This window comes from Methylobacillus rhizosphaerae, from assembly GCF_900187985.1.
Taxonomy (GTDB): Bacteria; Pseudomonadota; Gammaproteobacteria; order Burkholderiales; family Methylophilaceae; genus Methylobacillus; species Methylobacillus rhizosphaerae.
The window spans coordinates 356,116-369,710 of record NZ_FZOA01000001.1 but is presented as its reverse complement, the minus strand read 5'-3'; the positions used below and the strand labels follow the sequence as shown (position 1 = coordinate 369,710).

Sequence of the window (13,595 nt, the reverse complement as noted above, 5' to 3'; positions counted from 1 at the left end):
TTACCCAGCCCTTTTCTGCTTTCGACCAGCGACGATCAATACCAGCCCCAGCGCGGACCGTAATAACCCCGGCCCCAGTACGAGCCAAAACCCATACCCCAGTAAGGATCGCGATAGCGCCATTGATACTCGCGCCGCAGTTTTTCCTGTTCGACAATTTTATTCCGCTCACGCTTGTTCAGCTCTTCCGCAAACCCATCACGGAGCGCCTGCTCACGGCTGCTGTACATATAATCCAGCACTTTGGCACTCACTCCCTGTCGACTAAGCTCCAGAGCCTTGGATGGCGTCAGGTCATAACGCGAATTACTTTCCTTGATCTTGACAATAATCTCGTCAGGACTGGTACCTGCTTTGGATATCCGCACCAGTTCATCATAAGTAATAAACGGCGCTGGCTGTGGCATGAGTTTCTCCAGCTCCTCAGCAGAAATACGCTGTATCTGTGGCTCCTTTTGTTGCTGTTGGGTAGTGGCACACCCTGCCAGCACCAGGCTGCCAGCGACAGCTGCAATAAAAAGTCTCATATCATCCCTTTCAATCCAGATCATGACAGATCCATACTCATGTAATCAGACCATGATACTGCAAGCAAATTCCCTTACATCCGTTTTGAGCGGATTTTTTTATCACTCTACCAAATGGGCAGAGATCATCGCTGTCCCCTGCAGTATCAGGTTTTTCCGAACACCATGCGTCCGGCCTTGAAATCCACATGCACGGTATCCTTGGCAGCAAAAGTGCCATTGAGGATTTCCTTGGCCAATGGGTTTTCAATCTCGGACTGAATGGCACGTTTCAGTGGCCGCGCCCCATAAATCGGGTCGAAACCAGCATTGGCAATTTCTGCCAGCGCAGCATCACTCATTTCCAGCTGCATTTCCATTGCGGCCAAGCGCTTGGACAGGTTCTGCAACTGAATATTGGCAATGGACTTCACATGGGCTTCACCCAGCGCGTGGAATACCACAACCTCATCGATGCGGTTCACGAACTCAGGACGGAAATTCGCCTTGACCTCGCCCATGACAGCAAGCTTAATCACTTGATAATCATCGCCTGCCATATTCTGTATCATCTGCGACCCCAGGTTGGATGTCATGATAATCACGGTATTCTTGAAATCCACGGTACGGCCCTGGCCATCGGTCAGGCGCCCATCATCCAGGACTTGCAGCAACACATTGAATACATCCGGATGCGCCTTCTCGACCTCATCCAGCAGGATCACTGAATAAGGTTTGCGGCGCACGGCCTCCGTCAGGTAGCCACCCTCTTCATAACCGACATAGCCTGGAGGCGCACCGATCAGGCGTGCCACGGAATGTTTTTCCATGAACTCGCTCATGTCAATACGGATCAAGTGGTCTTCCGAATCAAACAGGAAACCTGCCAAGGCTTTGGTCAGCTCGGTCTTGCCCACACCAGTCGGCCCGAGGAAAAGGAAAGAACCATACGGCTTGTTCGGGTCGGACAAGCCGGAGCGTGAGCGGCGGATCGCGTCACTGACCAACCGTACTGCCTCATCCTGCCCGACTACGCGCTCATGCAGCTTGTCTTCCATGTGCAGGAGCTTGTCACGCTCGCCCTGCAGCATTTTGGCAACAGGGATCCCCGTTGCACGTGACACCACTTCCGCGATTTCTTCCGCGCCGACCTGCGTGCGCAGCAAACGGTTCTGCTTCTGCTCGCCTTGCTCCTCGGCACTGGCAGCCTGTTTAAGCTGGGTTTCAAGTTGAGGTAATTTGCCGTATTGCAGCTCAGACACTTTCTGCCACTCACCCTTGCGCGTGGCTTCCTCGATCTGCAATCTGACCTGCTCTATCTCCTCCTTAAGATGCTTACTGCCCTGCACCTGGGCTTTTTCCGCCTTCCAGATTTCCTCCAGGTCGGCATATTCCTTTTCCAGGCGTCGGATTTCATCTTCAATCAGGGCAAAGCGCTTCTGCGAAGCCTCATCCTTCTCCCGACGCACAGCCTCACGCTCGATCTTGAGCTGGATCAAGCGACGCTCCAGCTTATCCAGCTCCTCCGGCTTGGAATCAATCTCCATCTTGATACGCGATGCTGCTTCATCAATCAGGTCGATGGCCTTGTCCGGCAGAAAACGGTCGGTAATATAGCGGTGGCTCAACTCGGCAGCAGCCACAATTGCAGGATCGGTAATCTCCACACCATGGTGCACTTCATACTTTTCCTGCAAGCCGCGCAGAATGGCAATCGCAGCCTCGACTGAAGGCTCGTCCACCAGCACTTTCTGGAAGCGGCGCTCCAGTGCGGCGTCCTTCTCGATGTACTTGCGGTACTCATCCAGCGTGGTCGCGCCTACACAGTGCAATTCGCCACGCGCCAGCGCCGGCTTGAGCATATTGCCAGCATCCATGGCACCTTCTGCCTTGCCCGCGCCAACCATAGTATGGATTTCGTCGATAAAGACGATGGTCTGGCCTTCGTCCTGCGCCAGCTCCTTCAATACCGACTGCAAGCGCTCCTCGAACTCGCCACGATATTTGGCTCCGGCAAGCAGGCCTGCCATATCCAGCACCAGCACGCGTTTGTTCTTGAGGGTTTCCGGCACTTCACCATTGACAATACGCTGGGCCAGCCCTTCAACAATGGCGGTCTTGCCCACGCCAGGTTCACCAATCAATACCGGGTTGTTCTTGGTGCGACGTTGCAGTACCTGGATAGTACGGCGGATTTCATCATCGCGCCCGATCACGGGGTCGAGCTTGCCAGAGCGTGCACGCTCGGTCAGGTCGACCGTAAATTTCTTCAATGCCTCACGATTGCCTTCCGCCTCCTGGCTGTCAACACTGCCACTGCCACGCACGGCATCAACAGCCTGCTCCAGCGCCAGCTTGGTCAGGCCATGGGTCTTGAGCAAGCGACCGGTCTCGCCCTTGTCATCAGCCAGCGCGAGCAGAAACATCTCACTCGCAATGTAGGCGTCATTGCGCTTCTGGGCGTTCTTGTCCGTGACATTCAGGAGATTATTGAGATCCCGGGAAATGGATACTTCGCCGCTATTTCCCTGGACTTTGGGCAGATTGTTTACCGCTGTCTGCAAGGCCGCCTTGAGCGGAGCCAGGTTCGCCCCGGCGCGTGCCAGCAACGATGCTGTGCCGCCATCGTCCTGCCCAAGCAATGCCAGCAGCAAGTGGGCCGGCTCTATATTTGGGTTGTCATTGCCAACCGCGATGCTTTGCGCATCAGCAAGCGCTTGTTGAAACTTGGTAGTCAATTTGTCGAAACGCATATTGCCTTCCTTCAATGAAAGTATATTGAGTTGACTACTAAATTGTGGCTATTCCCCCTGAATTCAAGCGCTCAGGTCGACAAACAAAACGATACTTTCCTACCTTGGGTTCCAGGTACGTCCATCATCGTCGGAGAACATCCTGTAAGGCACCGAAGTACCATCGGTACGAATTTCCAGCCAGTTGAGACTGACCTGGTTATTGACTGCATTCAACTCAATCAGGCTGACATCGGCATTTGTCATGCGTTTGGGCGGCGAGGATACCCAGGCTGACCCATCCATACGCGCATAAAATACGCCTTTATTCATCCGCATCCAGACCAGGTGCCATCCCCAGCTACCTCCAGGCACAATCGCCAGCAAGGGAAAATGACAACCCAGATTCTGGCTGCCGCCATAAGTTACACGTCGTATGCCCTGCAAGTGCCCCTCCAGCGAAGTAGCCATCACCAGGTCGCGCGTGCCATCCTTGAACGTGTGCTGCCAGAAAAACACCGGCTGCCCATTTGCATCTCTGGCACCAGCCACACGGCAATTACTGGGAATACGCTCCGACAACTGACGCAGCTGCACGTCCTCCTCATGAGGGGCAGCATCCGGCCCCACCTCAGCGGCAGCTGCCAGGCAGCTGATCAAGACACCTAGAATTCCAATAAGCTGTTGTTTCATGTTTCCGTGACCCATGGAAAGTATATCGGCCAACCCGATGCGACAATCTGTCGCAGTCCAAGAATGGATTTTGTTGCTATTATCCGTGCATGATTCTGTTTAGGCAAAACATGGGCTGATTGCCCAGTGGATATGTGCCATCGTGGTATTCAGTTTACTGCACGCCATCCGTATATCCCCATGTATCGCTAGCAGCTCATCGCTACTTCGGGTAGCAAGTATATGCTGTTATCGTCAGGAGTGGCAGGTTCCGCACTAACCTCCACGCCATGTCTGAATTGTTGTGCAGTTGTCCAGCGCCGCCCAGCCGGCCATCGACCACCCAGGAGTATTTTCATGCAATACCGTTACCGTCTCGTGGCACTTGCTGTCATGACCGCTTTTGGCAACCATGCCTACGCAGACCACGTGACAACCACCCCCAAGGACAATGACTCCACAATTACAGTGGGTGGGATCGTTGTCAGCGGCAACCGTTCCTCATCCCTGCCGGCCCGCAGCATTCTCTCCTCGGTGGATGTGATAGGTACAGACGCCATTGAGACCCAATCCGTACAGAACAGTTGGCAATTGTTTTCGCGCGCACCCGGGGTACAGCTGACCGAATACCGGATGGGTACTACGACCGGCAAGTTCTCCTTCCGGGGATTCAACGGCGAAGGGGAAGTCAACGCGGTCAAACTGTTGATTGATGGGATTCCCAGCAACAGCAACGATGGCAACATGCCTTACCTGGACATGGTCATGCCCCTGGATATAGAGGCAATCGAAATCGTGCGCGGCACTAACGATCCACGCTATGGATTGCATAACATCGCCGGCAATGCCAATATCGTGACCAAGATAGGTGGAAACTACACCACAACCCGTATCAGCTACGGGAGTTTCAACACCCGGGAGCTGCAAGCGGTCACGGGCATTGAACAGGATGGTTTCAGCCAGAACTATTTTGCAGCGGTACAACAATATGGAGGCTATCGTGACCACTCAGACTCACGTAAGGCTTCTGTCGCTGGCAAGTGGTTCTATGACTCAAGTGACGGACGTTTCCGTACTGGCCTGATCATCAGGCACTATGAGCAGGATGCCCAGGAAGCTGGCTACCTCACTTATGCAGAATCCCGTGACCATCCACGGCAATCCATGCCACATAACGACACCGACAAGGGAAAACGCGAACTCAATCAGGTCAGCCTGCATTTTGACTGGACTATCAATGATCACTGGTTCCTTTCCAACAAGGCTTACCTCAACACCATGGATGATCAGCGCTGGGTGCGTTTTTCCCGCAATTCGGCAACACAACAGGAACGGTCTGGCAAGGAAAACCACACTGGACTGATTTCCAGCCTGACCTGGCGACCGCATGTGGACTTTTTACATAGCCTGACCGTAGAAACCGGCTTCAGCGCAGAATGGCAGAATAACCAGCGCAGCCGCTACAGCACCATGTACCGCGAGCGCTTAAGCACGGCCTTTGACCAGCGATTCAACTTTGATATTTATGGTGGCTACATCCAGGCCGTCATCCGCCCAACGCCCAACCTGAAAATCGTGCCGGCTTATCGCATTGACCGCGTCTATGGCGATTTCCACGACCTGACCAGTGGCGATCATGGCGATGTGCAGGATTATGGCGTGATTCGCCAGCCCAAGATTGGCGCGGTATATACATTGTCAGATCATTACAGCCTGTATGGAAACTGGGGGCGCAGCTTCCAGGTAGGCGTAGCTGCAGCGACCTACAAGCTCAATCCCCTGGCGCCCAATCTGAAACCATCCATCAACGATGGCTGGGAGTTGGGCCTCAAATTCCAGCCTGCCGACTGGATCGATGGCCGTATTGCCGTATGGGAACAAAAAGCCAGCAACGAAGTACGCCGGATTCTCAGCAGCACCTCCAATAATGACTCAGAAAACATTGGCAAAACCCTGCGCCGCGGCATAGATTTCCAGGCTAACCTGCGCCCGACGCCTCAACTTGGCCTGTGGGCAAATCTGTCTATCCAACGTTCTGAAATCCTCAAACCGGGCAGCACAGAACTCAGCAACAAAGGCAATGAGATCGACCACGTGCCACGGCAGATCTATGGATTGGGCATGGATTACCAGGCCCTGCCCACGCTCAAACTGTCTGCATGGGCCAACGGCCAGGGTGACTATTATCTGGAACGCGCCAACTCCGCAGGAAAATTCGGCGGATATTTCCTCATGAATCTGGGAGCCGCCTGGCAGATACAGAAAAACCTCAGCCTGGAACTGCAGGTACGTAACCTGGCTGATCGTTATTACGAGTATGTATACTGGGATACGGAGAGCATGCATTCTCCAGGAGAAGGACGCGCGGTCTACGCTTCCATGCGGGTTGATCTATAACCCGCCCCACTCCTGACCGCAAATAATCATGGCAAACAAGCAGAAACTTAGACCCCTGTGGCTCAAGCTGCATCTCTATCTTGGATTGTCACTCGGCCTATTGTTTGTCCTGCTGGGCATTACAGGCAGCATGCTGGTGTTCTACCCCACACTGGATAGCCTGCTCAATCCCCACATCCAGGCCAGCGTACCTGCTTCGCCCCCGTCCCCACAGGCCATACTGGAAAAGCTGCGTGCCATCTACCCCGAGCGCAGTGCAGGATGGCGTATTGAAATGCCTTTGCATGCCAGCGATCCTGTCCTGGCGCGCTACCTGAAACCACATGAAAAACAGGACAGGCACTTCTCCCCTCTCATGGTCACTCTGGATCCACACACATTACAGGTCACCTCCAGTCGTTTCTGGGGAGACACGGTCATGACCTGGATTTATGACCTGCACTATTCCTTATTGCTGGATTTCAAGGGTAAAAACCTGGTTGCCATCGCCAGCATGTTCATCCTGCTGTCCCTGATTTCCGGCCTCTATCTCTGGTGGCCCCGGAACCATCATTTCCGCTCGGCACTCACTTACCGCCGCCATGCCCACCTCTATCGACGCGTTTACGACTGGCATAAACTGTCCGGCCTGTATGGGGCCATATTGCTGCTGATGCTCACATTGACAGGCATCATGCTGGAACGGCCAGACTGGTTTGAAGACTGGCTGGGAGCCAGAACCGGCATGCTGCATATGGGTAGCGCTCCAGCCCCGCAAATCCATGACCAGCCACCCCAACTGCCTGACGCCAGCCTGGATATCATGATGCGCAAGGCGTTGCAGCAGTTTCCCCACAGCACCCTGCGCTGGATATACACGCCAGACAGCGCCACTGCATATTACCAATTCCGTCTTTACCAGCCTGGAGAACCTGGCAGAAGGTTTCCCAGGACCGTCGTCTCCTTCAACCACGCGGGAGATATCATGAACACACATGATTACTTCACGGAAAACAATGGCAGCAAATTAATGAATATGCTGCATCCCCTGCATAATGGCGAGATGTTCGGCTTGGTGGGACGCTGGCTGGTACTAGTCTCGGGGTTCATTCCCTTGATCTTGTTTGTCACCGGCTGGATGCGCTGGCGCCACAAACAGCATGCAACCCGGTACGAGGCAGCCAAGAAAACACGGTTGTGATAAATAAAAAGGGCTGGACACCAGCAAGCGCCCAGCCCCGAAAGTCTGTTAAGCAGACTGTAGATGAGGTATCCCGTAACAGGGATGTAGCTATCCTAATTCCCTTTGCACAATCAGGGAATGCGACATGTTGTCGCATCCCCTAAAACACACATGCCCGCAGCAGCGACATTTTGCCGCACGCCCTGCCATGTCTTGATACGGTAGAATAGTCCCATGTCTGCTCATGCCTTTGCTACCACTCTGCGCCGCCTGCTCTGGCTGCGTGTTGTCATGATGGCAGCCTTGCTTCTGGCAAGCCTGGTAGCAACCTATGTCTATCATATTACCCTCCCGGTTCCCGAAGTAGCGGCGGCCATAGGCCTCATGTGCGGCATCAACCTAGTCAGCTGGCTGCGCCTATGGCGCAAGGCGCGCATTCGTGAGTCAGAGCTCCTGGCCCAATTACTGTTGGATATTGCCATTCTCACCTGGCTATTCCATGCCACCGGAGGTTACAGCAATCCATTTGTCTGGATGTATTTGCTACCGCTGGCAGTAGCTGCAGTCGCGCTTTCATGGCGTTATACCTGGCTGATCGCTGCTCTGGTCATTATCGCCTACAGTGCGCTGACATTCTGGTTCCAGCCGCTTGCCACACTCAGTCACGACCATGCGCATGCGGCTACCGTCACTGACAGTTTCAATCTGCACCTGCTCGGTATGTGGAGCGGCTTCGTGGTCAGTGCCATCGTGATCGCCTTTTTTGTCGAGCGCATGGGCCGCAACCTACGTGAATATGACCGCCTGCTCGCAGAGTCCCGCGAAAAAGTACTGGCCAGTGAACGCATGCTGGCCTTGGGTACCCTGGCGACTGGCGCTGCCCATGAACTGGGCACGCCCTTGTCCACGATGGCAGTGTTGACCAAGGAATTACTGGATGAACAACAGCATCAACCGGAGCTGGCCGCATCGCTGGCGCTGCTACGCAAGCAAGTGGACCGTTGCAAGGAAATCCTGTCATCCATGACTGCAGCGGCAGGCATGATGCGCTCAGAAGCATCCAGCCCGATGACGGTGGAAGCTTTCATCCGACAACTGGCACAACGCTGGTCAGATACCCGCCCAGCCACGCCACTCAAGCTCGATCTGCAATTGCCCGTCCCATGCCCTGTCATGGTGGCGGATCTTGCCTTGAGCCAGGCCATCACCAACCTCATCAACAATGCTGCCGATGCCTCTCCTTCAGGCATTGAGCTGACAGCACATATCACAGGAAATAACCTGCAGCTGGATATTCATGACCACGGCTGCTTCCCGGATGAGCAGACATTGGCAGCAATGGGCCTCCCGTTCAATACCTCCAAACAGGCAAGTGGCGGATTAGGGCTAGGAATTTTTCTCGCAAAATCCGTCCTGGAGAAGTTCGACGGCAGTCTCCGCTTTGATCGTCAGGAGCCGCAGGGGACAATCACGCGCATCCATATCCCCTTAATCAATATCATAGTGAAAGCGCCCGCCTGATGCAGGACATGACAGATCTACCGACCATGCTACTGGTGGATGATGATGAAGTCTTCACCCAGGTACTTGCCCGCGCCATGACCAAGCGAGGTTTCAGGGTAGAAATTGCCCACAACGTGCAGGATGCCATTCTCATCACCACAGACGAAGCCCCTGAGTTTGCCGTGGTTGACCTCAGAATGCCGGGCGACTCCGGCCTGAGCCTGGTCAAGCACTTGAAACAGATCGATGACCAGACACGCATTGTCGTACTCACTGGCTATGCAAGCATCGCCACCGCAGTAGAAGCCGTCAAACTGGGCGCAACACATTACCTGGCAAAGCCAGCCGACGCTGATCAGATACTCGCTGCCTTCGATCGTACCGAAGGCGACCCTGATGCGCCTGTCTCCGACACCGCGTTATCCGTCAACCGTCTGGAATGGGAGCATATACAACGCGTTCTACAGGAAAATGATGGCAATATTTCAGCCACTGCGCGCAGCCTCAATATGCACCGGAGAACGCTGCAACGTAAATTAAATAAACGGCCTGCAAAAAAATAACTCTGCAACACCCCCGCTCCCTCTCGCCTTAACCCGTTCACCCATCTGTCACAATTGTGTTTAAAATGCTGCATTCCCGAATACATGCACATGCTTTTTGACTGTCTTACAATAGCGACAGGTGACACAGAAGAGCAGAATAAGGCAAAATATTGGTTTCTTATCTACATCCCCCTAAATTTTTAGCTTTTTGTTTGCCATTCATACAGCACAACGCTCAACGGAAAACAGACTGAAACAAAAACTTACATGCGCCCAGCGCCATGTATTGATGGAGAGTAAACATGTTGGATTACGTAATCGCCTTTGACAAATTGCGCATCACTGATGTGCCTGCAGTTGGCGGCAAAAATGCCTCTTTGGGCGAAATGATCAGCCAGCTCACTGCCAAGGGCGTACGAGTACCAGGCGGCTTTGCCACAACGGCTCACGCTTATCGCGAATTTCTTGCGAAAGATGGCCTGGACAAGCGCATTAATGCAGAGCTTGACAGCCTGAACGTGGATGACGTGGATGCCCTGGCCGCCGCTGGCAAGAAAATCCGCCAATGGATTATCGACACCCCATTCCCGCAAGAGTTACAGGATGCCATTGCAGACCACTACAAAACACTGACTGCAGACTCCGGCACTGATATGACATTTGCCGTGCGTTCCTCCGCTACTGCTGAAGACTTGCCTGATGCCTCTTTTGCCGGACAACAGGAAAGTTTCCTCAACATCTGTGGCCTGGACAACATTCTGCATGCCATCAAGGAAGTATTTGCCTCCTTATATAATGACCGTGCCATTTCCTACCGCGTGCACAAAGGCTTCGTACACGCTGATGTTGCTCTGTCCGCTGGTGTCCAGCGCATGGTACGCAGCAACCTGGGCAGCTCAGGCGTCATGTTCACCATGGATACCGAATCCGGTTTCCGTGATGTGGTATTCATTACCTCATCTTATGGTCTCGGTGAAACCGTTGTGCAGGGTGCCGTAAATCCTGATGAGTTCTATGTACACAAGCCTTTGCTGGCCAAGGGTTTCCCCGCCATCGTGCGCCGTAACCTAGGCTCCAAGCTGATCAAGATGGTGTTCAGTGACAGCAATGTTGCCGGCAAGAGCACGCATACCGTGGAAAACAGCAAGGAAGAAAGCGCACGCTACTCCATTGCTGATGAAGAAATCCTCGAGCTGGCGCGCTTTGCAGTCCTGATCGAGGAACACTACAAGTGTCCAATGGACGTTGAGTGGGGTCGCGACGGCGTAGACGGCAAACTGTACATCCTGCAAGCCCGTCCAGAAACCGTGAAATCCCAGAGCGGTACTATCGTTGAGAAGTTCCAGATCAAGAGCGAAGGCAATACTGCCGTGATCACTGGACGTGCCGTAACACAAAAAGTCGGTAGCGGCCCGGTACGTGTGGTTCGCCATGCTTCTGAAATGAATACCGTACAGCCTGGTGACGTCCTGGTTGCCGACATGACCGACCCGAACTGGGAACCCGTCATGAAACGTGCTTCCGCCCTGGTAACCAATCGTGGCGGCCGCACCTGTCACGCAGCCATCATCGCACGTGAGCTGGGCATTCCTGCCATTGTCGGCAGTGTCAACGCCACCGAATTGCTGGAAGACGGCAAGATCGTCACTGTATCCTGTGCTGAAGGCGAAACCGGCTATGTCTATGCTGGCGCTGTACCATTTACCGTCACCCAGGAAGAAGAAGCCCAGCTGCCACCAGCGCCTGTCAAGGTCATGATGAACGTTGGCAACCCTGACATGGCGTTCAGCTTCTCCCAGATTCCCAACGATGGCGTTGGCCTGGCCCGCCTTGAGTTCGTGATCAACAACATGATCGGCATTCACCCCAAGGCCATCCTGAACCTGGATTCCGTACCTGCGGACATGCAGGAAGATATCAAGCGCCGCGCCAGAGGGTATGAAAGCCCACGTCAGTTCTATATCGACAAACTGACAGAAGGCGTTGCCACCATTGGTGCCGCATTCTGGCCCAAGCCTGTCATCGCGCGTATGTCAGACTTCAAGTCTAACGAATACCGCAAGCTGATCGGCGGCGAGATCTACGAGCCAGAGGAAGAGAACCCGATGCTGGGCTTCCGTGGCGCTGCTCGTTACATTTCCCCTGACTTCGAAGACTGCTTCGAACTTGAATGTATCGCCATGCGCAAGGTACGTGAACAACTCGGCCTCACCAACATCGAGTTGATGATTCCATTTGTCCGTACTCTGGATGAAGCACGCCGGGTGGTTGAGATTCTGGCCAAGCATGGCCTCAAGCGCGGCGAACATGGCCTGCGCCTGATCATGATGTGCGAGATTCCATCCAACGCTTTGCTGGCTGAACAGTTCCTGGAATACTTTGATGGCTTCTCCATCGGCTCCAACGACCTGACCCAGCTTTCCCTGGGCATGGATCGTGATTCCGGCCTGGTAGCGCATGGCTTTGATGAACGTGACCCCGCAGTCAAGGTCTTGCTGGAAATGGCGATCAGCACTGCCAACCGTCTCGGCAAGTATGTCGGCATCTGCGGCCAAGGACCTTCCGACCATCCTGATTTTGCAGAATGGCTGGTAGCCCAGGGCATCAAGTCCGTCTCCCTGAACCCGGATACCGTCATCAGCACCTGGCAACGTATCAGCAAGAGCAAATAATTCCAATAACGGAGAAGCGCGCCATGCAGCAACGCAGTGTATTTTTCATCTCAGACGGCACCGGTATTACAGCCGAATCCGTCGGGCACCTGTTGGCGCACTTTTCCACGGTCAGCTTCAAGCATATCCGCCTGCCGTTCACCAGTTCAGAACAAAAGGTGGATGAAGCATTGCTACGCATCGCGGAAGCCGAGAAAACAGACGGTGTACGTCCTATCGTCGTCATGACACTGGTCAGCACTGAGCTGCGTGACAAGCTCAAGCAAAGCAATGCCCTGCACCTGGATGTCTTCAACTCCTTTGTGGACCCTCTTGCCGAGGAACTGCAGGAGCAGCCTTCCAGAACTTCCGGTATTGCCCATAGTGTGCTGGGCAACAGCTACTATGAGCGTATTGATGCCATCAACTTCACCCTGAACCACGATGATGGCATGACGGATTTCGGCCTCAGCGAGGCCCAGGTCATCCTGGTGGGCGTATCCCGTTGCGGCAAGACGCCAACCAGCCTGTACCTGGCCATGCAATTCGGCATCAAGGCGGCCAATTATCCCTTGATCCCGGAAGACCTGGAGCGTGGCTCATTGCCGGAAGCATTGAAGAAATACCCGGAAAAGCTCTATGGCCTGTCCATCAATGCAGAGCGCCTGCATCGTGTTCGCAGCGAGCGCCGTCCTGACAGCTTTTATGCCTCACTGGACAACTGCCGCCACGAAATCCGCCTGGCTGAAGACCTCATGCAGCGTGAGAACATCAGCTGGATTGATTCAACCAGCCGCTCCATTGAAGAACTTTCCACCATCATCCTGCAGAAGATTCGTGTTAACTCAAATCATTAGCATCTGAAGCAGGCACAAAAAAAAGGAGCTGACAGCTCCTTTTTTCATTATTTCACCCGCAAAAAACAGACAAATTCCCGGCTCACCCATCCATATCCTCCAGTAGCGCCTGCAAGCAATTTGTTTTATGGTGTCATTTGATGACTGAGTCCCACCTCGGTCATCATTATTCCAATACTAATAGCAGAGGAGAAGTGAATGAACCAGTACGCACATCTGATCGGTCGTATCCTGATTGCCATTATTTTCATTGTGGCCGGCGCAGGTAAAATTTCCGACCCCGCAGGCACCATGGGATATATGGAATCAGTAGGAGTACCAGGCATCTTGCTCTGGCCAACCATTGCACTTGAACTGTTAGGCGGCATTGCCATTATCATCGGCTTCCAGACCCGCCTTATAGCAGCACTGTTGGCTATTTTCTGTATCGCTGCAGCCCTCTTGTTCCATTTCGACTTCAACGACTCTATGCAATCCATCCTGTTCCTCAAGGATATTGCCATTGCAGGTGGCCTGCTGATGCTTGCAAGTACCGGCCCTCAAGGTTTATCTCTGGATAAATAAGGCATC

Annotated in this window: 10 protein-coding genes; 7 read left to right on the top strand and 3 right to left on the bottom strand. The window is 53.7% G+C overall.

All coding sequences use genetic code 11. The features are described 5' to 3' along the window. Nucleotides 1-35: 35 nt before the first annotated feature. The 3 genes from CHB59_RS01805 to CHB59_RS01795 form a co-directional block, all read right to left on the bottom strand. Nucleotides 36-527: a hypothetical protein gene (locus CHB59_RS01805; RefSeq protein WP_089374612.1), complete on the bottom strand. Its 492-nt coding sequence runs from the start codon at nucleotides 525-527 to the stop codon at nucleotides 36-38. Nucleotides 528-673: 146 nt separating this feature from the next. Continuing rightward, the gene (gene clpB, locus CHB59_RS01800; RefSeq protein WP_089374506.1) at nucleotides 674-3,259 is read right to left on the bottom strand and encodes an ATP-dependent chaperone ClpB; all 2,586 of its coding nucleotides are present in this window, start codon (nucleotides 3,257-3,259) and stop codon (nucleotides 674-676) included. 99 nt (nucleotides 3,260-3,358) lie between these two features. Further along, a complete protein-coding gene (locus CHB59_RS01795; RefSeq protein ID WP_089374505.1) occupies nucleotides 3,359-3,931 on the bottom strand; it encodes a hypothetical protein in 573 nt (190 codons plus the stop codon). A gap of 336 nt (nucleotides 3,932-4,267) precedes the next feature. Here CHB59_RS01795 and CHB59_RS01790 point away from each other — a divergent pair, with 336 nt between their 5' ends. The 7 genes from CHB59_RS01790 (at nucleotide 4,268) to CHB59_RS01760 (ending at nucleotide 13,589) form a co-directional block, all read left to right on the top strand. Then, nucleotides 4,268-6,307, top strand: a complete 2,040-nt coding sequence (locus CHB59_RS01790) for a TonB-dependent receptor (RefSeq protein ID WP_218816186.1) — start codon at nucleotides 4,268-4,270, stop codon at nucleotides 6,305-6,307. Between the two features lie 28 nt (nucleotides 6,308-6,335). Beyond that, on the top strand, nucleotides 6,336-7,487 hold the full coding sequence (locus CHB59_RS01785; protein ID WP_089374504.1) for a PepSY-associated TM helix domain-containing protein: 1,152 nt from the start codon (nucleotides 6,336-6,338) through the stop codon (nucleotides 7,485-7,487). Nucleotides 7,488-7,703: 216 nt separating this feature from the next. Then, the gene (locus CHB59_RS01780) at nucleotides 7,704-8,990 is read left to right on the top strand and encodes an ATP-binding protein (RefSeq protein ID WP_089374503.1); all 1,287 of its coding nucleotides are present in this window, start codon (nucleotides 7,704-7,706) and stop codon (nucleotides 8,988-8,990) included. Between the two features lie 8 nt (nucleotides 8,991-8,998). Continuing rightward, on the top strand, nucleotides 8,999-9,535 hold the full coding sequence (locus tag CHB59_RS01775) for a response regulator transcription factor (protein WP_089374610.1): 537 nt from the start codon (nucleotides 8,999-9,001) through the stop codon (nucleotides 9,533-9,535). Between the two features lie 284 nt (nucleotides 9,536-9,819). Further along, complete coding sequence (gene ppsA, locus CHB59_RS01770) at nucleotides 9,820-12,189, top strand: phosphoenolpyruvate synthase (protein WP_089374502.1); 2,370 nt, start codon at nucleotides 9,820-9,822, stop codon at nucleotides 12,187-12,189. 23 nt (nucleotides 12,190-12,212) lie between these two features. Further along, nucleotides 12,213-13,025, top strand: coding sequence for a posphoenolpyruvate synthetase regulatory kinase/phosphorylase PpsR (ppsR, locus tag CHB59_RS01765; RefSeq protein ID WP_089374501.1), 813 nt, complete (start codon nucleotides 12,213-12,215; stop codon nucleotides 13,023-13,025). 198 nt (nucleotides 13,026-13,223) lie between these two features. Then, entirely contained in the window at nucleotides 13,224-13,589 is a 366-nt protein-coding gene (locus CHB59_RS01760) for a DoxX family protein (protein WP_089374500.1), read from the top strand. Nucleotides 13,590-13,595: the final 6 nt, after the last annotated feature.